Source organism: Bradyrhizobium cedriense, from assembly GCF_054602315.1.
In genome coordinates this window covers 772,036-792,310 of record NZ_JBTSWB010000004.1, presented here as the reverse complement: position 1 = coordinate 792,310, position 20,275 = coordinate 772,036, and the positions used below count along the sequence as shown (strand labels likewise).

24 protein-coding genes are annotated in these 20,275 nt (G+C 66.3%); 7 read left to right on the top strand and 17 right to left on the bottom strand.

The genetic code is table 11. The features are described from left to right. Positions 1–90: 90 nt before the first annotated feature. Complete coding sequence (locus ACYCVF_RS20350; protein WP_459599321.1) at positions 91–1,095, top strand: LLM class flavin-dependent oxidoreductase; 1,005 nt, start codon at positions 91–93, stop codon at positions 1,093–1,095. Positions 1,096–1,268: 173 nt separating this feature from the next. Here the strand turns inward: ACYCVF_RS20350 and ACYCVF_RS20345 are convergent, their stop codons facing one another. The 6 genes from ACYCVF_RS20345 to ACYCVF_RS20320 are packed head-to-tail and all read right to left on the bottom strand — an operon-like array spanning position 1,269 to position 5,876. After that, a complete protein-coding gene (locus ACYCVF_RS20345; protein ID WP_459599319.1) occupies positions 1,269–2,144 on the bottom strand; it encodes an amidohydrolase family protein in 876 nt (291 codons plus the stop codon). Positions 2,145–2,157: 13 nt separating this feature from the next. After that, positions 2,158–2,553: a RidA family protein gene (locus tag ACYCVF_RS20340; RefSeq protein ID WP_459599317.1), complete on the bottom strand. Its 396-nt coding sequence runs from the start codon at positions 2,551–2,553 to the stop codon at positions 2,158–2,160. A 25-nt stretch (positions 2,554–2,578) separates the two neighbouring features. Further along, entirely contained in the window at positions 2,579–3,382 is an 804-nt protein-coding gene (gene hpaH / locus ACYCVF_RS20335; RefSeq protein WP_459599315.1) for a 2-oxo-hept-4-ene-1,7-dioate hydratase, read from the bottom strand. Positions 3,383–3,385: 3 nt separating this feature from the next. Continuing rightward, complete coding sequence (locus ACYCVF_RS20330) at positions 3,386–4,246, bottom strand: fumarylacetoacetate hydrolase family protein (RefSeq protein WP_459599313.1); 861 nt, start codon at positions 4,244–4,246, stop codon at positions 3,386–3,388. Positions 4,247–4,289: 43 nt separating this feature from the next. Further along, complete coding sequence (locus ACYCVF_RS20325; protein ID WP_459599311.1) at positions 4,290–4,907, bottom strand: flavin reductase family protein; 618 nt, start codon at positions 4,905–4,907, stop codon at positions 4,290–4,292. 3 nt (positions 4,908–4,910) lie between these two features. Further along, the gene (locus tag ACYCVF_RS20320; protein WP_459599309.1) at positions 4,911–5,876 is read right to left on the bottom strand and encodes a Bug family tripartite tricarboxylate transporter substrate binding protein; all 966 of its coding nucleotides are present in this window, start codon (positions 5,874–5,876) and stop codon (positions 4,911–4,913) included. A 128-nt stretch (positions 5,877–6,004) separates the two neighbouring features. On the opposite strand from ACYCVF_RS20320, the gene ACYCVF_RS20315 reads away from it, so the two are divergent. From ACYCVF_RS20315 to ACYCVF_RS20295, 5 genes are all read left to right on the top strand, one after another. Further along, positions 6,005–6,805, top strand: a complete 801-nt coding sequence (locus tag ACYCVF_RS20315; RefSeq protein ID WP_459599307.1) for an IclR family transcriptional regulator — start codon at positions 6,005–6,007, stop codon at positions 6,803–6,805. An 81-nt stretch (positions 6,806–6,886) separates the two neighbouring features. Beyond that, positions 6,887–8,182 (top strand): O-acetylhomoserine aminocarboxypropyltransferase, encoded by a 1,296-nt coding sequence (locus ACYCVF_RS20310; protein ID WP_459599305.1) that lies wholly within the window; start codon positions 6,887–6,889, stop codon positions 8,180–8,182. Positions 8,183–8,186: 4 nt separating this feature from the next. After that, positions 8,187–8,969, top strand: a complete 783-nt coding sequence (locus ACYCVF_RS20305) for an alpha/beta fold hydrolase (RefSeq protein ID WP_459599303.1) — start codon at positions 8,187–8,189, stop codon at positions 8,967–8,969. Between the two features lie 69 nt (positions 8,970–9,038). Further along, positions 9,039–9,542 (top strand): DUF6496 domain-containing protein, encoded by a 504-nt coding sequence (locus ACYCVF_RS20300; RefSeq protein ID WP_459606600.1) that lies wholly within the window; start codon positions 9,039–9,041, stop codon positions 9,540–9,542. An 81-nt stretch (positions 9,543–9,623) separates the two neighbouring features. Next, entirely contained in the window at positions 9,624–10,355 is a 732-nt protein-coding gene (locus tag ACYCVF_RS20295; protein WP_459599300.1) for an SDR family NAD(P)-dependent oxidoreductase, read from the top strand. 166 nt (positions 10,356–10,521) lie between these two features. On the opposite strand, the gene ACYCVF_RS20290 is transcribed toward ACYCVF_RS20295, so the two are convergent. From ACYCVF_RS20290 to phnG, 9 genes are read right to left on the bottom strand one after another with little or no spacing between them, the layout of a single operon-like run. Continuing rightward, on the bottom strand, positions 10,522–11,133 hold the full coding sequence (locus ACYCVF_RS20290; RefSeq protein ID WP_459599298.1) for a pyridoxamine 5'-phosphate oxidase family protein: 612 nt from the start codon (positions 11,131–11,133) through the stop codon (positions 10,522–10,524). 23 nt (positions 11,134–11,156) lie between these two features. After that, positions 11,157–11,750, bottom strand: a complete 594-nt coding sequence (gene phnN / locus ACYCVF_RS20285; RefSeq protein WP_459599296.1) for a phosphonate metabolism protein/1,5-bisphosphokinase (PRPP-forming) PhnN — start codon at positions 11,748–11,750, stop codon at positions 11,157–11,159. Then, the gene (locus ACYCVF_RS20280) at positions 11,747–12,904 is read right to left on the bottom strand and encodes an alpha-D-ribose 1-methylphosphonate 5-triphosphate diphosphatase (RefSeq protein WP_459599294.1); all 1,158 of its coding nucleotides are present in this window, start codon (positions 12,902–12,904) and stop codon (positions 11,747–11,749) included. Before ACYCVF_RS20280 ends, phnN begins: the two co-directional genes overlap by 4 nt. A gap of 12 nt (positions 12,905–12,916) precedes the next feature. Then, positions 12,917–13,615: a phosphonate C-P lyase system protein PhnL gene (gene phnL, locus ACYCVF_RS20275; protein WP_459599292.1), complete on the bottom strand. Its 699-nt coding sequence runs from the start codon at positions 13,613–13,615 to the stop codon at positions 12,917–12,919. An 8-nt stretch (positions 13,616–13,623) separates the two neighbouring features. Beyond that, positions 13,624–14,436 carry a phosphonate C-P lyase system protein PhnK gene (gene phnK, locus ACYCVF_RS20270; protein ID WP_459599290.1) on the bottom strand — a complete coding sequence of 271 codons (813 nt, stop codon included), beginning with the start codon at positions 14,434–14,436 and terminating at the stop codon, positions 13,624–13,626. Then, positions 14,429–15,319: an alpha-D-ribose 1-methylphosphonate 5-phosphate C-P-lyase PhnJ gene (locus ACYCVF_RS20265; RefSeq protein ID WP_459599288.1), complete on the bottom strand. Its 891-nt coding sequence runs from the start codon at positions 15,317–15,319 to the stop codon at positions 14,429–14,431. Before ACYCVF_RS20265 ends, phnK begins: the two co-directional genes overlap by 8 nt. Continuing rightward, complete coding sequence (locus tag ACYCVF_RS20260) at positions 15,316–16,419, bottom strand: carbon-phosphorus lyase complex subunit (RefSeq protein ID WP_459599286.1); 1,104 nt, start codon at positions 16,417–16,419, stop codon at positions 15,316–15,318. The genes ACYCVF_RS20265 and ACYCVF_RS20260 overlap by 4 nt, the downstream gene beginning before the upstream one ends. Positions 16,420–16,422: 3 nt before the next feature. Next, a complete protein-coding gene (phnH, locus tag ACYCVF_RS20255) occupies positions 16,423–17,031 on the bottom strand; it encodes a phosphonate C-P lyase system protein PhnH (RefSeq protein ID WP_459599284.1) in 609 nt (202 codons plus the stop codon). Positions 17,032–17,035: 4 nt separating this feature from the next. After that, positions 17,036–17,500 carry a phosphonate C-P lyase system protein PhnG gene (phnG, locus tag ACYCVF_RS20250; protein ID WP_459599282.1) on the bottom strand — a complete coding sequence of 155 codons (465 nt, stop codon included), beginning with the start codon at positions 17,498–17,500 and terminating at the stop codon, positions 17,036–17,038. A 105-nt stretch (positions 17,501–17,605) separates the two neighbouring features. Between phnG and phnF the strand changes: the two genes are divergently transcribed. After that, entirely contained in the window at positions 17,606–18,337 is a 732-nt protein-coding gene (gene phnF, locus ACYCVF_RS20245) for a phosphonate metabolism transcriptional regulator PhnF (protein ID WP_459599280.1), read from the top strand. 146 nt (positions 18,338–18,483) lie between these two features. Here the strand turns inward: phnF and phnE (ACYCVF_RS20240) are convergent, their stop codons facing one another. Then, positions 18,484–19,299 (bottom strand): phosphonate ABC transporter, permease protein PhnE, encoded by an 816-nt coding sequence (phnE, locus tag ACYCVF_RS20240; protein ID WP_459599700.1) that lies wholly within the window; start codon positions 19,297–19,299, stop codon positions 18,484–18,486. 29 nt (positions 19,300–19,328) lie between these two features. Beyond that, a complete protein-coding gene (phnE, locus tag ACYCVF_RS20235; protein ID WP_459599278.1) occupies positions 19,329–20,213 on the bottom strand; it encodes a phosphonate ABC transporter, permease protein PhnE in 885 nt (294 codons plus the stop codon). Positions 20,214–20,275: the final 62 nt, after the last annotated feature.

Below are 20,275 nucleotides of genomic sequence, written 5' to 3'. Positions count from 1 at the left end.
TGCTCGAACTGGTCGAGCAACGGTGTCTTCCTGACACTACATGTCCCCTCGCGCAGTACCGCGTAGATCCGTCACGTCAGGTCCCCTCACATGATCCCCTTCTCCGTGCTCGACCTCGCGCCCATCCGCCAAGGCGGCGATGCGGCGCAGGCATTCCGCAATTCGCTCGATCTCGCTCGGCACGCCGAGGCCTGGGGCTACAAGCGGTTCTGGCTGGCCGAGCATCACAACATGACGGGAATCGCGAGCGCGGCGACGTCGGTGGTGATCGGGCACATCGCGGGCGGAACGAAGACGATCCGCGTCGGCTCGGGCGGGATCATGCTGCCGAACCATTCGCCGCTGGTCATCGCCGAGCAGTTCGGCACGCTGGAATCACTCTATCCCGGACGGATCGATCTCGGACTCGGCCGCGCGCCGGGCACCGACCAGTTCACGGCACGGGCACTGCGGCGCGACCTCGCCACCACGTCCGAGAATTTCCCGCACGACGTGCTGGAATTGCAGGCGCTGCTCGGCGACGTGCAGCCGAACCAGGCGATCCGCGCCGTGCCCGGCATGGGGACCAAGGTGCCGCTCTGGATCCTGGGATCGAGCACCTTCGGTGCGCAGCTCGCCGCGATGCTCGGCCTGCCCTTTGCGTTCGCCTCGCATTTCGCGCCGCAGATGATGATGCCGGCGCTGCGCGAATATCGCGCGCGCTTCGAGCCCTCGGCGCAGCTCGACAAGCCCTATGCGATGATCGGCGTCAACGTGTTTGCGGCCGACAGCGATGAGGAGGCACAGCGGATGTTCTCCTCGCTGCAGCAGCAATTCATCAACCTGCGCCGCGGCACGCCCGGCCCGCTGCCGCCGCCGGTCGACGACATGGACGCGCTGTGGTCGCCGGCGGAGAAGGCAGGCGTCGGCCAGTCGCTGTCGTGCTCCGCGGTCGGCTCGCCGGATATGGTCGAAGCGAAGCTGAAGGCGCTGATCGCCGAGACCGGCGCGAACGAGTTGATGACGACGGGGCAGATCTACGATCACGCCGCGCGGCTGCGCTCGTTCGAGATCGCGGCGGAGGTGCGGGATCGGCTGGGGAAGCAACCGGTGTGAGGGCCCGATTGTTGCGGCGATGAAGGTGCGCTCCCTCCCCCGCTTGCGGGGGAGGGCTGGGGAGAGGGTGTCTCCGCAATGGGACAACCCCCAAGAGGACAGAGCCCTCACCCCGACCCTCTCCCGCACGCGGGAGAGGGAGCGCACCGCGTTCGTGGCAAGCCTGGAGCCTTCTAATCCGGAAAGCCGAACAGCTTGGCCGGATTGTGCACCAGGATATTCTCCAGCTCAGTCTGATCGGGCGCGTAGCGGTACATCAGCTCGAGCAGGTCGGCATCGTTCGGCGGCTGCTTCACCGAGACCGGATGCGGCCAGTCGCTGGCCCAGACGCAGCGGTCGACGGCCGCCTCGATATAGGCGCGCGCGATCGGGATCACGTCGTCGTAGGGAGCCCCGGTCTTCGAGGTCTTCTCGCCGAGCGAGAGCATGACCCAGAAATTGCCCCTCTTGAGCAGCTCCAGCATCTTGCGCAGGTTCGGATCGGCCTTGCCGGCCTCGGGATCGGGGCGCGCCATGTGGTCGATCAGCACGGGGACGTCGAGATTCTCGTACTTGGCAACGCTCGACATGATGCCGTCCTTCTCCGGCTGGATCTTGACGTACCAGCCGAGCTCGCGGATGCGCGCGATCGCCCGGGCGAAATCGGCATCGGACAGCACGGCGCCGAGCTCCTGGCGGAAGCTGAAGCGCGCGCCGCGCACACCGGCATCGTGGAGCTTGGCAAGATAGGCGTCGTTCGCCTCGGCGAACACCAGCGCGTTGGCACAGCCGCGGTAGTTCGGACCCATCGCGGCGAGGCCGTCGAGCACGACGGCATGATCGGCGCCATAGGTCGTGGTCTGCACGATGATGCCACGTTCGATGCCGAGCGCCTTGTGCATGCGCAGCGCCGCGTCCCAGGTCGCGGTCGGCATGCGGTAGGCGGCGCCGGGGCGCTCCGGGTATTTGTCGATGGGACCCAGCACGTGAAACTGGCTGTCAACGGTCTTCGGTGGCGGCGCCTTGCTGGGGCGGCGCGGGTTGGGATCGAACGGCAGATAGGTCGGCATGCGCAAAACTCCCTCAGTCGATGACGGCGGTGAAGTCGCACTGCACCAGCGCGCCGCCGTCCATGTTGTCCATCGGCAGCGCGTGGCGCGCCGGGCGCGAATGCTCGTCCGGAAACATCTTGAGCCACTCGACATTGACGGGACCGCGCTGCGTCCGGTCCTTCAGCCACACCGTCATCTTGATGATGTCGTCCGTGGTGCCGCCCGCGGCCTCCACCGTGGCCTTCATGTGCGCGAACATGTTGGCGCACTGCGCCTCGAGACTCTCGGGCATCGTATTGGTCGCGGGGTCGCGGCCGAGGATGACGCCCGACATCACGAGATTGCCGATGCGGCAGGCGTTCGGAATCGGATTGACGTGCTTGAAGCCGCCGATGTGGATGCTCTTGCGCCGTGTTTGACCCGTCATGGAGCGCTCCCTGCTTGTTGTTGCTTCAGACGAACTGGCACGACACCGAGCCGAAGGCGCCGTAATCGGCGTGGAAGGTGTCGCCGCGGCGGATGTCCACCGGCCGCGTGAACGATCCCGCCAGCACGACTTCGCCGGCGGCGAGATGCTCGTCGTGCGGCGCGAGGCGGTTGGCGAGCCAGGCGATGCCGTTGGCGGGATGATTGAGCACGCCGGCGGCAAGGCCGGTCTCCTCGACCTCGCCGTTCCGGAACAGGAGCGCGCCGATCCAGCGCAGGTCTGCATCCAGCGGGCGGAAGGGACGGCCGCCGAGCACCAGCGCGGCATTGGCCGCGTTGTCCGAGATCGTGTCCATGACTTTTCGCGTCTTGCCCGTCTCCGGATCGACGCGATGCATGCGCGTCTCCAGGATTTCCAGCGCGGGTGTGACGTAGTCGGTGGCGTTGAGCACGTCGAAGATGGTGCAGTCGGGCCCGCGCAGCGGCGCCTTCAGCACGAAGGCGAGCTCGACCTCGATGCGCGGCGCGTGGAAGCGTTCGAACGGGATCGGCGTCGCATCGGCATAGAACATGTCGGCGAACAACACGCCGTAGTCGGGCTCGGAGATGCCGACCGCGTTCTGCATCGCCTTCGAGGTGAGGCCGATCTTGTGGCCCTTGATGATGCGCCCGCGGCCGAGCTGAAGCCGGGTCCAGGCGCGCTGGATCGCGTAGGCGTCCTCGATGCTGAAGTCGGGGTACTCCTTCGAGAACATCGGGATCAGCGATTTCGTGCGCTCGGCTTCATCGAGGCGCGCGGCGAGGCGTTCGATCGTGGCAGCGTCCAGCATGACTTAGCTCTCCGCGGCCACGGTGTTGCGCAGCACGCCGATGCGGCTCGACTCGACTTCGACGACGTCGCCGACCTTCAGCCAGCGCGGCGGATCGAAGCGGGCGCCTGCGCCGGTCGGCGTGCCCGTCACGATCATGTCGCCGGGCTTGAGCGTCGCGAACGTCGAGAGATAGGAGATCAGGACATCGAACGGGAACATCAGCCGCTCGGTGGTGTCCTGCTGCCGGACCTCGCCGTTGACGCGCGTGATGATGTCGTGGGGCCCGCGCGGATCCAGTTCGTCCGCCGTGACGACCCACGGGCCGATGCTGCCGGAGCGGTCGAAATTCTTGCCCTGCGTGACGTTGAACTTGCCGTGACGCAGCCAGTCGCGGATCGTGCCCTCGTTGCACAGGGTCATGCCGAAGATGTGCGACCACGCCTGTTCGCGCGGGATGTGGCGGCCGCCCTGCCCGATCACGATGACGAGCTCGCCTTCATAGTCGAGCTGGTCCGAGACGTTGGGCTTCTCGATCGGCTGGCCGGAGCCGGTCACCGAGGACATGCTGCGTACGAACAGGCTCGGATATTTGGGCAGGTCCGAGCTGTCTTTATATTCAGCGTTGCGCTCGGCGTAGTTGACGCCGATGCACCAGAGCTTTTCCGGGGCCAGCACCGGCGGCAGCAGGACGAGCTTTTCCAGCGCATGGTCCGGCGCGGCGCCGGCAACCGCCTCCTGCGCGTCGGGCAGCGCGTTGGCCGCGATCAGCGCCTTCACATCGGAAAAATCGCGGCCGATCCGTTTCGTCAGATCGACGACACCGCCTTCGACGACCGCGCCGTAGCGCGGCTCTCCGTCCAAGAGATAGCTTGCGAGTCGCATGATGGTTCTCCAGTGGTGGCGCGGCGCCGCCGGCGCGGCGCGCTCAGTCGGTCGATTTGGGCGTCTGGAAGACGGAGTTCAGCGTCACGATCTCGCCGAGGCTGGCGTAGCGCGGTCCGCCGATGCGGGCGATCGGGTCGAGCGTCCTGGTCTCGACCTTGCCGTCGTTCACGAGGCCGTCGCGCAGGTGGAACATCACGACCTCGCCGACGATGAGCCGGCTGCGGGCCTCGCCGAACTCGAGGCACTGCCGAAAGCGGCACTCCATCGCCACCGGCGCGGCAGCGAGCCGCCGCACCTTGATGAGGTCGCAGGGCAGCGTTTCGAGTCCGAGATGCTCGACCTCGCTGACTTCAGGCGGATGCTCGACGGAGCTGTCATGCACCGCGGACATCAGCGGGGTATCGGCGATATGGATGACGTATTCCTCGGTGTCGAGGATGTTGTGCGCGGTGTCCTTGTAGTCGGCGCCCTTGCGGCCGACGCTGATGGCGAGCATCGGCGGCTTCTGCGAGACGAAGGTGAAGGCGCTGAACGGCGCGAGGTTGAGCACGCCGCTTCGCGACAGGCTCGTCACCCAGGCGATCGGCCGCGGCACCACGATGCCGGTCATCAGCCGGTAGATGCGCTCGGCGCCGAGCTCGGCAGGATCGATCCGCATCGATCAATCAGCCCTGATGTTGGCCTTGCGCACGACCGGAATCCACTTGGCGTCCTCGCGCGCGAGATAGGCCTTGAATTCTTCCGGAGTCATCGGCGTGGCTTCGCCGCCGAGCTTCTCGAACTTGTCGACCACGGCGGGATCTTTCAGGATCGCGACCAGCGTCGCGTGCAGCTTGTCGACGATGGGCGCCGGGGTGCCCGCGGGCGCGAACAGGCCCGTAAAGGTCTGGCCATCGAAATCCTTGTAGCCGAGCTCGGCGAAGGTCGGCACATCAGGCAGCGACTTCAGCCGGTGCGGGCTGGTGACCGCGAGCGCGCGGAACAGGCCTGCCTTGATGTGCTGGAGGCTGACCGTGAGCTGGTCGAACGCGAACTGCACCTGACCGCCGAGCAGATCGTTGATCGCAGGCGCGTTGCCGCGGTAGTGCGCGGTGACCCATTGCAGGCCGAGGTTGGACTGCATCAGCTCGCTGAGCAGATGGTTGGTGGTGCCGGGACCGGGCGAGGCCATGGTCAGCTTGCCGGGCTCGCGCTTGGCGAGATCGATGAACTCCTTGAAGTTCGTCGCCTGAACCGACGGATGAACCTCGAGCACCAGCGGCGTCATCGAGATCGTCGAGATCGGCATGAAGTCCTTTTTCCAATTATAGGCCTCGCGCTTGTTGATCTCGGTCGCGAACAGCACCGGGCCGTTGGCGCCGACGAACAGCGTGTAGCCGTCGGGCGCCGACTTCGCGAAGGCCTCGCCCGCGATCATGCCGCCGGCGCCGGCCTTGTTCTCGATGACGAAGGGCTGGCCGAGCTTTTCCTGGAGCTTGTCGGCGACGATGCGCGCGGCGCTGTCGACATTGCCGCCGGCCGGATAGGGCACGATCAGCTTCACGTTACGCGCCGGCCATTCCTGGCCCGACGCCGGCCCCGCCAGCATCGCAGTGACGGCAGCTATGGCAATCCAGATTAATCTCATGTTAACCTCCCGGCGGCGCTTCCAACTCACGTCGAATGCCTGACGTTTCGCATGGCATTCCGATCGGAGCGCAATCTCCAGATGCGCGCTTGCCCTGTCGAGTGAATTGTGGCGTTCTTGTCCATATTATGGACAAGAGGCGTTCGGTAACATCCACCCGCAGCGCGGTTGAGCCGCGACAGGGCGCGCAGGCGATCCGGCGCGCGCTCGCCGTGCTGCGCATCCTTGCCGCCGGTCGCGAAGACGGTGTGCCATTGGCCGACGTGGTGCGCGCGACCGGCCTCACCCGCCCGACCGTGCATCGCATCGTCCACGTGTTGATCGAGGAAGGCATCGTCGAGCGGCACGGCAAGAGCGGCCGCTACGCCATCGGCAACCAGGTGCCGGAGCTGGCGCTGGCACGGCCGCGGCCCTCGCGGCTGCTGGTCGCCGCAAATCCGTCGCTGCAGCGCGCGTCCGCCGAGATCGGCGACACGCTGTTCCTGACGGTGCGCACCGGTAACGACACGCTGTGCGTCGATCGCCGGATCGGCGTCTATCCGATCCAGGTGCTGTCGATCGAGATCGGCGCGCGCCGGCCGCTCGGCGTTTCCTCCGCAGGAGTCGCCATCCTTGCCGCAATGCCGGCGCAGGACGCGCGAAAGATCGTCGCAGCGAACGAGAAGCGGTTCGAAGCGTACCGGACCGACGTGGGTGCCGTGACGAGCCAGGTCACCGCAGCACGGCGGCGGGGTTACAACATGAGAGAAATCGGCCTCGTTCAGGGCACCAAATCGATCTCGACCTGGATCAAGACCCCGGACGGACAACCCACCGCTGCAATCACGGTCTCCGCCGTTCGAACCAGGCTCGGCCCCCGCCGCGAGCAGGAGGTCGCGGAGATTTTGTTGCGGGAGGCGCGCGCCATCGAGCAGGCGATCCGGGGCTAGACGGCGCTGTCAATGGGCTGACGTGGTCCCCCGTTTTGTGGCACAAGAGCCGCCATCGCCGACTGACCAACGAGGCCATGCATGCCCGCGCCAAAACCGCCTGCCTTCGAGACCCTGAGCCTTCATGCGGGCCAGCATCCGGATCCCGTGACCGGCGCCCGCGCGGTGCCGATCTACCAGACCACGTCCTACGTGTTCCAGGATTCCGATCATGCCGCGGCGCTGTTCAACCTGGAGCGCGCCGGCCACATCTACACGCGCATCTCCAATCCGACCACCGGAGTTCTCGAGGAGCGGCTTGCGGCTCTGGAAGGCGGCGTCGGTGCGATCTGCACCGCCAGCGGCATGGCGGCACTGCATCTGGCCATCGCGACGCTGCTCAATGCCGGCGACCACATCGTGGCGTCGAGCTCACTCTATGGCGGCACCATCAACCTGCTCGCGCACACGCTGCCGCGCTTCGGGATCACCACCACTTTCGTGAAGCCGCGCGACCTCGACGCGTTCCGCGCCGCGATCAGGCCGAACACGAAGCTCGTGATCGGAGAGACCATCGGCAATCCGGGGCTGGAGGTGCTCGACATTCCCAAGGTCGCGGCGATCGCGCACGAGGCCAAGGTCCCGCTCTTGATCGACAACACCTTTGCCACGCCCTATCTCAGCCGGCCGATCGAACTCGGCGCCGACATCGTCATGCATTCGGCAACCAAATGGATCGGCGGCCATGGCATCGCGATCGGCGGCGCCATCGTCGACGGCGGCCGCTTCGACTGGCGCGGCTCCGGCAAGTTCGGCGTGCTGACCGAGCCCTATGGCGGCTATCACGGCATCGTCTTCGACGAGCAGTTCGGCACGGCGGCCTTCATCATGCGCGCGCGCACCGAGGGCTTGCGCGATTTCGGCGCCTGCCTGTCGCCGACCAATGCGTTCCAGCTGCTGCAAGGCGTGGAGACGCTTCCGGTGCGCATGGACCGCCACATGCACAACACGCATCTCGTGCTGGAGGCGCTGAAATCCAATAAAGCCGTAGACTGGGTGCTGCATCCCTCGCTGGAGAACCATCCCGACTATCAGCTAGCCAGGCAGCTGCTGCCGCGTGGCGCCGGCTCGATCGTCTCCTTCGGCATCAAGGGTGGCCGGCCTGCTGGGCGCAAATTCATCGAGGCGCTGCGCATGGTCAGCCATCTCGCCAATGTCGGCGATGCCAAGACGCTGGTGATCCACCCGGCCTCGACCACGCATCAGCAGATGGATTCCGAACAGCTCGAGGCCGCCGGCATCGGCGAAGAGCTGGTGCGACTCTCGGTCGGCATCGAGACGGCAAGCGACATCATCGACGATCTGGCGCAGGCACTGCGCATCTCGCAAAAGGTCTGACGCCATGAAGCTTTCCGTCAACGGCACTGAAGTGTTCGCCGCAACCGGCGGCCGCGACTTCGACAAGTCGCTGCCCGCGGTCGTCTTCATCCACGGCGCCGGCTTCGACCATTCCACCTGGGCGCTGCACACGCGCTGGTTCGCCCATCACGGCTTTGCCGTGCTCGCGCCCGACCTGCCCGGCCACGGCCGCTCCACGGGGCCTTCACTCGGCAGCATCGCGGAGATGGCCGATTGGACGGCGGCGCTGCTGGACGCAGCCGGCGCCACGAAGACGCATCTGATCGGCCATTCCATGGGCTCGCTGATCTCGCTGGAGACGGCGGCGCGGCATCCGGACAAGGTCTCCGCGCTCAGCCTGATCGGCACCGCTGCGACCATGACGGTCGGCCCGGATCTGCTGAAGGCCGCAGAAGCCAACTCGCAGGATGCAAACGACATGGTCTCGATCTGGGGCCTCGGCTTCAAGGCCGAGCTCGGCGGCAGCCTCGCGCCGGGCCTGTGGATGCATGGCGGCGCACAGGCGGTGCTTCAGGCTTGCGAGCCCGGCGTGCTGTTCAAGGATCTGTCCGCCTGCAATGCCTACGCGAATGCGCTTGCCGCCGCGGCGAGCATCAAGGTGCCGACGACGCTCATTCTCGGCGAGCGGGACATGATGACGCCGGCGAAGGCCGGCAAGGCGCTTGCGGCCGCGATCCCGCATGCGAAGACCGTCGTGGTGCCCGGGGCCGGCCACATGATCATGGCCGAGCGCCCTGATGAACTGCTGGTGGCCCTACGGAACTGAAAAGGATCAATCGTCCACGTCATGCGTTGCGGTCGGATATCCCTATGGCTGTCGGAGGGAACTCGACCCATGCCAAGACAAGAAATCATTCGCAAAGCGAAGCAGGACAAGCGCGCCGGCAAATCGGCAAGCACACAGGCCGGCGAATTCGTCAAGGACGAGATCGACAAGATCAGGAAGGGCAAGCACGGCGCGCGCTCGACGAAGCAAGCGATTGCGATCGGCCTGTCCGAGGCGCGCCGCGCGGGCGTCGATCTGCCGCCGCCGCGCAAGGGGCGCACCAAGAAGTCGACCCGCCGCAGCGCCAAATACGCTTATGAGGTGGGCCAGGGCAAACGCACGCCCAAGCGTCGCCCGCGCGTCTCGCGTGCGGTCGAGATCGTCCTGAAGAAGGAGCCGCGCTCGACCGCGTCGCGCAGTGCGTTGTCAAAGCAGGGCAAGCGCGCCGCAAGCCGGCGAACCGCGGCGTCACGCTCCACCGCCGCGCGCAAGGCGAGCCGCACCAAGGGCGCCAAGGTCCGCTCCGCCGCTGCAAAGAAAGCGGCGCGCACAAGGGCGCGCCGCAGGAGCTGATGTCCTGTAGCGACCTTGTTAGTTGAATGCCAACGGCTGCCGGGCGACGATCCGCCCGTCCATGAATCGATCGGAGCTTTCATGTCAGAGACTCTAAAGGGGCGCATCGCGCTCGTGACCGGCGGCTCGCGCGGAATCGGCGCCGCCGTCTGTCGGGCGCTGGCCGAAGCAGGCGCTGCCGTGGCGATCAATTGTCGCGAGCGTATCGGGCAGGCCGAGCAGCTGGCTGGCGAGATCGGCAAGCAAGGCGGCCGCGCCATCGTCGTTGCCGCTGACGTCTCGCAGCGCGAGGCCGTAGCCGCAATGGTCGAGCGCGTCACGGCCGGGCTCGGCCCGATCGACATTCTCGTCAACAATGCCGGCATCGCCATCACGCGCGGCATCGACGATCTCACCGAAGACGATTTCGATCGCACCATCCTGATCAACCTGAAATCCGCCTTCCTGTGCACGCAGGCCGTGCTGCCTTCGATGCGCACCAGGAAGTGGGGCCGCATCGTCAACATCTCCTCGGGCGCGGCACGCGGCGCTGGCTCGATCGGCCCGCACTACAATGCGTCCAAGGCCGGCATGGAAGGCCTCACGCGAGGTTATGCCGCGCGGCTGGTGAAGGAGGGCATCACGGTTAATGCAGTGGCGCCGTCGCTGATCGAGACCGACATGATGAGCGGCCAGCCCCAGCTCGTCAGCCGCATCCCGCTCGGCCGCTTCGGCACGGCGGAGGAGGTGGCGAAAGCCGTGATGCTGCTGGTCGACAACGCGTACATGACCGGGCAGACCGTGGCCTTGAGCGGCGGGATGGCGTTTAACTAGAGTCGAAGCCGCGATCTCTTCTTCCCTTCTCCCCTTGTGGGAGAAGGTGGCGCGAAGCGCCGGATGAGGGGTATCTATCCACGTGCAACGTTTTCGTGAGGAAAGATACCCCTCACCCGTCTCGCCGCGAGCCACCCTCTCCCGCAAGGGGAGAGGGCAAGAAGACTCACCACATCGTCGCAGCAGCCCGTTCCGGCCAGATGCGGTCGTACTCCGCTCCGCCGACCCTGTTTTCGCTCATCTCGGCAAGGATCTGGCCGGGCGTCGGCAAACTCTTCGGATCGATGCGTTTGTCGGGATTCCAGAGGTCGGAACGGACGATGGCGCGAGCGCACTGGAAGTAGATTTCCTCGACGCTCATCACCATCACGCTGCGCGGCGCCTTGCCTTCGACCTTGAACGAGCCAAGCAGCTCCGGATCGACCGAGAGATAAGCGCGGCCGTTGGCGCGGACCGCATTGCCAGAGCCGGGGATCAGGAACATCAGCGACACCCTGGGGTCGCGCACGATGTTGCGCAAGGAATCCACCCGGTTGTTGCCGCGTCGGTCCGGCAGCATCAGCGTCTTGGGGTCGTGAACGCGCACGAAACCGGGGAGATCGCCGCGTGGCGAGCAATCGATGCCTTCGGGCCCGATGGTGGCGAGCGCGGCGAACGGCGCCTTTTCGATGAAGATTCGGTAGAGCGGCGTGACGTGGTCGGCGACTTTCACGGTCGAGGCATCATTGGTGGCACCATAGATGGCTTCCAACTGTTCGACCGTTTCGATCACCGTCATTTCACTCTCTCCTCGTTGGCCGGCTAATCGCGCCAGCCTTCATCCCTGATCACGCGCAACAGCTGGCGGCTGTGATACTCGGCGCTGCCGGCGTTGGGGATGGTGACGTCGGCCCGCGCCGAAGCGTCCTCGACGCTGCGCGACAGCCGCTCGGCGATGTTGCCGTCGCTGTGCCGTGCCCGCGCCGCAAGCCGCTGCGCCAATACGTCCGGCGGCGCCGTGATGGCGACCACCACGACATTGGCGTAGGTCTGGCGCAGCGCGGCGATCACGGTGCGCGAGACGTTGACGACGATCGTGCGGCCCGCGCGGATGTCGTCGTTGATTTCGAGCGGCAGCGCATAGGCGTGTCCATGCGCCTCCCAGTGCACGGCGAAGTCGCCGTGCTCGCGCGCACGACGAAACTCATCGGGGCTGACGGAGATGTTGTCCTCCGCCGCAGAGGACTCGCGCGTCACGAGGCGGCGTGGAAAGCCGACGTTGTGATCGTCCGCACAGGCCGTCTGTGCGAGCCGGAGCAGCGTGTCCTTGCCGGCACCGCTCGGACCGACCACCAGCACCAGCCGGCCGGGCCCGATCGCACCCGCCTGCCCTGCCATGGTCGCCGCCTCGCTCATGCGACGCGGTTCCCTTCGCGCCAGACGCTGCGGACCACCGGAACACTGCCCGCGACGTGCACGCGGATCAGGTCGGCGCGCTTGCCGTTGGCGATCTCGCCGCGGTCGGAGAGACCGACCGCCTCGGCCGGCGCCTTCGTCACGGTGCGAACGGCCGCCGGAAGGCTGATCGCCGGCACATGCTCAGGCAATTGCAGCGCAGCCATGAGAAGGCTCGACGGGATGTAGTCCGACGACAGGATGTCGAGCAGGCCTTCGCGGGCGAGATCGACGGCGGCGATGTTGCCGGAATGCGAGCCGCCGCGCACGACGTTGGGCGCGCCCATGAGGATGTCGATGCCGGCCTGGTGCAGGCCGCGCGCGGCCTCCAGCGTGGTCGGGAATTCCGCCACCGAGACGCGGTCGCGCACGGCGTCCGCGACGTTTTCCTCGGTGGTGTCGTCATGGCTCGCCAGCGGAATCTTGTACTGATGCGCCAGCGCCACGATCTCGCGCATGTTGGCGGCAGCATACTGCTTCTGGTACTCGAATCGCTTTGCGAACAGCTCGTCGAGTTCGGCATCGGTCTTGCCGCCGCCCTTGCCGCGATAATAGTCGCGCAGCTTGACCTCGTCGCGGAACTGGCGCTGGCCCGGCGTGTGATCCATCAGCGACATCAGCTTGACGTCGGGACGGTCGATCAGCTCCTTGGCCTCCTCGACCACGCTCGGCATCGGGATCTCGCAGCGCAGATGCAGGAAGTGGTCGGCGCGCAACAGGCTGGCATCGCGCGCAGTCGTGATGGCGGCGGCGAGCACGCCGGCGCGGCCATCGACTTCCTCGGCACCATCCTCGCGCCAGACCCGGAGCGAGTCGAACACGGTGGTGATACCCGAGGTGGCGAGCTGACCGTCATAGGAGATGACGGCCGCGACCGGATTCCAGAACACCTTCGGCCGCGGCACGTAATGCGCTTCGAGATGGTCGGTGTGGAGCTCGATCAGGCCGGGCATGATCAGGTCGCCGCCGGCGTCCTCGGCACCGGCGGGCGCGCTGCCCTCGCCGATTTCGGCGATGCGTCCGTCGGCAAGAGCGAGCCAGCCTTGCTCGATCACCCGGTCGGCCAGCACGATCCTGGCGTTGGCGATCACTGTTACCTTCGGCTTGGCGTTCATTTCCCTCTTCCTTCAGGCCGCGGCGGCAAAGCTGGCGACGTCGACGATGCGGTCCGCAATCAGATGACGGATTTCGTCGTCATGGACAATAGCGACCATGGCGGCGCCCTGGCGCTTCTTTTCAGCGACCAGCTCGACCACGACGGCGCGATTGGCGGCATCGAGCGAGGCGGTGGGCTCGTCCAGCAGCAGGATCGGCAGGTCCGAGATGAAGCCGCGCGCAATGTTGACGCGCTGCTGTTCGCCGCCGGAGAAGGTCGCGGGCGGGAGCTGCCACAGCCGCTCGGGGATGTTGAGACGATGCAGCAACGCGCCGGCGCGCGCCTGTGCGTCGACACGGCTCACACCGTTGACGATCAGCGGCTCGGCGACGACATCGATGGTCGCGACGCGGGGCACGGCGCGCAGGAACTGGCTGACATAGCCGATGGTGGAGCGGCGGACGTTGAGGATCTGCCGCGGCTCGGCAGTGGCGAGGTCGACCACTGTGCCGCGGTGGCGGATGGCGATGCGGCCGCTGTCGCAGCGATAGTTGCCGAAGATCATCTTCAGGATCGACGATTTGCCGGCGCCTGACGGCCCCGACAGCACGACGCACTCGCCGGGCTTGACGTGGAAGGTCACGCCGCGCACGACCGGCAGCGCGATGCCGCCTTGCAAGTGCATCGTAAAGGTCTTTTGGGCATCGGCAACGTCGATCATGGCGGTCATCGAAAAGCTCATGGCGGGAGAATCGAGGAGACGAGGAGTTGCGTATAGGGCTCGCGGGGATCGTCAAGCACCTGGTCGGTGAGACCGGTCTCGATGACGCGGCCGCCCTTCATCACCATCACGCGATGCGACAAGAGGCGCGCGACCGCGAGATCGTGGGTGACGATGATGACGGCGAGGTGCAACTCGGCGACGAGACTACGCAGGAGATCGAGCAGGCGCGCCTGCACCGACACGTCGAGGCCGCCGGTCGGCTCGTCCATGAACACCAGCCGCGGCTCGGTGACGAGGTTGCGGGCGATCTGAAGACGCTGCCGCATGCCGCCGGAATAGGTGCGCGGTGCATCGTCGATGCGTGCGACGTCGATCTCGACACGGGTGAGCCAGTCCGAGGCGGTGTCGCGGATGCGGCCGTAGTGATTCCAGCCCACGGCCATCAGCCGCTCGCCGACATTGGCGCCGGCCGAAACCGCCATCCGCAGGCCCTGCGCGGGGTCCTGGTGCACAAAGCCCCAATCGGTGCGGAACAGGAAACGCCGCTCGGCTTCGCCCAGCGTCGTGAGGTCGCGCGTGATGCCGTCGCGCATCCGGTAGGACACATGGCCGGCGCTCGGTGCCAGCTGGCCCGACAGCAGCTGCAGAAGCGTCGACTTTCCCGAGCCCGACTCGCCGACGATCGCCAGCACCTCGCCGGGATACAGCGCGAAGGAGACGTCGCGGCAGGCGGCGATGCGCCCGAAGGACTTGCTGAGGGACTCCGCGACCAGCAGCGGCTGGTCGTTTTCGAGCGTATCGAGATCAGCCGAGCCTTGATCAACCATGTGAGCCCGCCTTTTCCTTGTACGGCGCAGCGCTGAGACTGCCGTGATGGCCCGCGGCCTGGCGGCCCTCGCAATAATCGGTGTCCGAGCAGACGAACATCCGCCCGCCCTTATCGTCGGTGACGATCTCATCGAGATAGGAATTTTCCGCCCCGCAGAGCGCGCAGGGCGCGTTGAAGCGATAGGGCTCGAACGGGTGATCCTCGAAATCGAGCGAGACCACCTGCGTATAGGGCGGGATCGCGTAGATGCGCTTCTCGCGGCCGGCGCCGAACAATTGCAGCGCGGCGCAATTGTCCATCTTGGGATTGTCGAATTTCGGCGTCGGCGACGGATCCATCACGTAGCGCGCGTTCACCTTCACCGGATAGGCGTAGGCGGTCGCGATGTGGCCGAAGCGGGCGATGTCCTCGTATAGCTTCACGTGCATCAGGCCGTACTCGGCCAGCGCGTGCATGCGCCGCGTCTCCGTCTCGCGCGGCTCGAGGAAACGCAGGGGCTCGGGGATCGGCACCTGATAGACCAGCACCTGGTTCTCGTTCAGGGCCGTCTCCGGGATGCGGTGACGGGTCTGGATCACCGTCGCCTGGTCCGTCGCCGTCGTCGTGGCGACGCCGGCGGTCCTGGCGAAGAACTTCCGGATCGAGATCGCGTTCGTGGTGTCGTCGGAGCCCTGGTCGATCACCTTGAGCACGTCCTGGGGACCGAGGATCGCGGCGGTGACCTGCACGCCGCCGGTGCCCCAGCCATAGGGCATCGGCATTTCGCGGCTGGCGAACGGCACCTGATAGCCGGGAATGGCGATCGCTTTCAGGATCGCGCGGCGGATCATCCGCTTGGTCTGCTCGTCGAGATAGGCGAAGTTATAGGCGGGCGCGTTCATTCCGCTGCCTCCTTCATGGCGTCGGGCGCATTGGCATCCGCGAACTCCTGCCGCAGCTTGCGCAAGAGGCCGAGCTCTGACTGGAAGTCGACGTAATGCGGCAGCTTCAGGTGCTCGACGAAGCCGGTCGCCTGGACGTTGTCCGAATGCGACATCACGAACTCCTCGTCCTGCGCGGGCGCGAGTGCCTCCTCGCCGAGCTCGCGGGCGCGCAACGCGCGATCGACCAGCGCCATCGACATGGTCTTGCGCTCGCTCTGGCCGAAGGCGAGGCCATAGCCGCGGGTGAAGCACGGTGCTTCGGTCGCAGACCCCTTGAACTGGTTCACCATCTGGCATTCGGTCAATTCGATCGAGCCGAGCGGCACGGCGAAGCCGGCGTCTTCCGCGAAGAACTCGACCTCGACCTCGCCGAAGCGGATCTCGCCGGCGAAGGGGTGGTTGCGGCCATAGCCGCGCTGGGTGGAATAGCCCATCGCGAGCAGAAAGCCTTCATCGCCGCGCGCCAGATTCTGCAGGCGCAGGTCGCGATCAGCCGGGAAATTCAGCGGCTCGCGGGTGAGATCGCCGACCGGCGCGCCGTCCTCGGCCTGGGGCGAGGATTCGATCAGTCCGTCGCGGCCAAGAATGTCCGTCACGCGCGGCGTAGGCGCCGTCGATGCTTCGGCCGTCGCTGGCGCTTCCGGCAGGAAGCCTTTGGCGAGCGACGGATCGAGCAGGCGGTGGGTATAGTCGAAGGTCGGCCCGAGGATCTGCCCGCCGGGAATGTCCTTGAAGGTCGAGGACACCCGCCGCTGCACCCGCATGGCGCCGGTGTCGACCGGCTCGCTGGCGCCGAAGCGCGGCAGGGTGGCGCGGAAGGCGCGGACCAGGAAGATCGCCTCGATCAGATCCCCGCGCGCCTGCTTGATCGCCAGCGCCGCGAGCTCGCGATCGTAGAGCGAGCCTTCGCTCATGACGCGGTCGACGGCGAGGCCGAGCTGCTCCGAGATCTGGTCGAGCGTGACTTCCGGAACGCTCTGGTCGCCGCGCCGCTTATGCGCGAGCAGGCGGTGGGCGTTCTCGATGGCGCGTTCGCCGCCTTTGACTGCGACATACATGCTTCAGCTTCCTTTGCTCACGACGCGCGTGGTGCGCGGGATCGCAACCACGGCGTCATCGGCGACCAGCACCACATCGATGCCGCGCGGAAACAGCGCCTCGTTGATTTGCAGGCGCTCGAACAGGTCGAACGGCTTGATCGACGCCTGCAGCGTCGCGACGCCGTCGATGCCGGGGCCGCGGAGCTCGAAGCTGCACCCCGAGGCCAGGCTATCGACCTGGATGATCACCGTGGTCGAACGATCCGGGTATTCGCTCGTCCCGAGCGCAAAACGATCCAGCGACGGAAGCGCGGCACCATCGCTGATCAATGCGAAACTCGCGACCGAGCAATCCTGTACCACCGGTGCGCCGGTATGAAACTTCAGCCACTTCACCAGGTCAGAGCTCTCCGCCATCCGCGCATCGAGCCAGAGCGGCGTGTCGTGGTCGAACAGCGTGAGCGCGATTGCGGCGGCACCGCGCATCATCGGCCCCGGCGCCCCCGCCATCGGCACGATGCGCTGAACCGAGCCTGGTCGCGCCATGGCGTCCATGACGGAGCGAAAGGTCGATTGCGCCGACAGCACCTTGTCGGCAAAACCCGGCGGCAGTTCCGCAATCGTGGTCATGATCTCAGCCCTCACCGCGCACCATGGTGTAGAAATCAACCTTCGTCGCGGCGGTCTCGGCCGCCGCCTGCTTGCGCCGAATCATAAGCTGCTCGCGCAAGGGCGCGATGACATCCCGCTCCATCGCGCCGCCGTAGTCACGAGACTGCACCAGCGCATCGCACAATGCGATCAGCCGCGCCTTGTCACCGTCACGGCCGAGCGTGTAGCCGAACCCGACCTCACCGCTCGCAAGCCGGACCGCGGCGCGCGACACCGTGGCCTCGCCGAGATTGAACGGCGCGCCGTCGCCGCCGACCCGGCCGCGCAGCATGACGAGCCCGTTTTCAGGCACGCGCAGATCCTGATGGGCCGGGAGGGCCAAGTTGCGGAGGCGAGCGGCGATCTCGCCCGCCTCCGCGTGCGCCAGCACCGCCATCGCGGCCTTGCGCTGGGCTTGCTGAATGTTGTGCTGCGTCACCTGGTCCACCGAACTTGCCGCGTCGAAGTTGTCTATGATAATAGACAACTTCATACGGACGCGCCATGACCGTTTCGTGACAATGATGTGATTTCTGGGGTAGGTTCTCGCGACATGAGCATGCAGGACACAGCCTCCTCGGGCGTCGCGCTATGGCGCCTCGTTGCCGACGGCATCGAGCGCGGCATCGCCGACGGCCGCTTTGCGGCCGGCGACAAGCTGCCGGGCGAGATGGAGATCGCCGAGACCTATCGGGTCAACCGTCACACCGTGCGGCGCGCGCTGGCTGCGCTCGCCGAGCGCGGCCTCGTGCGGGCCGAGCGCGGCAGTGGAACCTATGTCGAGGCGCAGAAGCTCGCCTATCCGCTGCGCTCGCGCACGCGTTTTTCCGAGATCGTCGGTGCGGGTGGCCGGGAGCCGCATGGACGGCTGATCGAGGCGACCGACGAGATCGCGACGCGCGAGCTCGCACGGGAACTGGGATTGAAGTCCGGCGCGCCCTTGGTGCGGATCGAGGCGATCCGCCTCGCAGACCGCACGCCGATATGCGTTTCCACCACCTGGCTGTCAGCGGAGCGGTTTCCGGGCGCCGGCACCGTATTCGCTGCAACGCGCTCGATGACGAAGTTGCTGGAGCACTACGGCATTCCTGACTATCGCCGCGGCGCAACCCGAATCACCGCCGGCATCGTCGACGCAACCGACGCCGCACGGCTGAATCTCGCGCTCGGACGCCCGATCCTGGTGGTCGACGCGACCGACCACGATCTCGACGGCAAGCCGCTGATGACCAAGCACTCGCGCTTTGCGGCGGAGCGGGTGGAGTTTCTGGTGGAGAACGGGTGAGCGAGCGACCACGCACGGCTCGTAGGATGGGCCGCGCCAGCTCCACACTCTCGTCATGCCCGGGCTTGTCCCGGGCATCCACGTCTCAAGTTCCAAAAGAACGTGGATGGCCGGGACAAGCCCGGCCATGACGCGGAGAGACTCTGCTAAGCTACCGCCCTTCGCCCGATGATCGCAAACCGCAGCTTGCCCGATATGAAATCGATCGCGGCGACCGCAACCAGGATCATCAGGATCAGGAACGACACCTTCTGCCATTCCAGCACGCGGATCTGTTCGGCGAGCTGGAGGCCGATGCCGCCTGCGCCGACGATGCCGATGATGGTGGCCGAGCGGGTGTTCGATTCGATGTAATAGAGCACCTGGCCGGCGATGACAGGCAGCACCTGTGGCATCAGGCCGAAGCGGATCTCGTGCAGCGCGCTGCCGCCTGAGGCGCGGATGCCCTCGACCTGCTTCTGGTCGGCGCCCTCAATGGCCTCCGAGAACAGTTTTCCGAAGGCGCCGAAATCCGACACGGCAATGGCGAGCACGCCTGCGAACGGGCCGAGCCCGACCACATTGATCCACACCAGTGCCCAGATCAGCGTGTCGACGCCGCGGATCGAATCCAGGAAGCGACGGACCGGGAAACGGAGGAAGTTCGACGGTACCACGTTGCGCGCCGCTAGCAGGCTCACCGGCAGCGCGAGCAGCGCCCCCAGCGTAGTGCCGAGCAGCGCGATCGACAGGGTCTCGCCGAGCGCCTTCAGATAGACCGGCAGCGAGGAACCGGGATCCGGCGGGATCATCATCAGGCTGATCCAGCCGAGCTGGCTGAGGCCGGCGAAAAAGCGCGACGGCGAAAAGTCGAGATCGACGAGGCCGTAGATCAGGATCGCGAACGCCGCGACGATCATCGCGGGCGTCGCGAGCCGCGTCGCTGCCGGCCGGTCGAACACATCCGGATAGCGCGCACGCATCTGCGCGGTATCGAACTCCTGCGGAGCCTTCACGTCCGCGCCTCCTTACCGAACAGGCGGCCACGCAGCCAACCGGTGGTGATGTCGATGATGAAGACGGTGACGATGATGGTGAGCAGGATCGCGCTGACGTCCGAATAGTAGAACTTGCGGATGGCGACGACCAGCTCCTGACCGATGCCGCCGGCGCCGACGAAGCCCATCACCGAGGCTTCGCGGACGTTGATCTCGAAACGCAGCAGCGCGTAGCTGGCATAGCCGGCAGTGACCTGCGGCACGATCGCGAAGCGCATGCAGGCGAGCCAGCTCGCACCGGTCGACCGGATGCCCTCGACCGGTTTCATGTCGGCGTTCTCGACGATCTCCGAGAACAGCTTTCCGAGCGCGCCGGTGGAGTGGATCGCAATCGCCAGCACGCCCGCCATCGGGCCGAGACCGAAGGCGATGACGAAGATCAGCGCGAAGACGATGCCCGGAACCGTCCGGGCGAATTCGAGCAGGCGGCGCACGACGAAGCGCAGCCAGGGTGCAGGCGACGTATTCTCGGCCGCGAAAAAATTCAGCGCGAACGCGAGGGTCGCGCCGATCAGCGTGCCGACGTAGGAGATCAGCAGCGTCTCACCCAGCATCCTCAGCCATTTGCGCCAGCCCCACAGCCACTCGCCGACATCGGTCCAGACCCGCTGGCCGCTGTCGAGCGTGAGGATGCGATCGAAATAGCTGATGAAGTTGCCGAAATGGGTGAACAGCGTGCGCAAATTCACTTCCGCGCCGATCGCGGCGAGAAGCAGCGCGGCGGCAAAGATGACGGCGCCCAGCAACAGGCGGAGCCGCCTGCGCGCAACTGCCTGGCGATAGGCGGCATTGAGCACGGCGAGCTGCTGCTCGGGGAGGATCGAAACCGCTGTCGTCATCTGTCGAAACAGGTCCCTCAAAGAAGAAACAGGTCCCTCAAAGAAAGAGCCGGGTCCTCAGG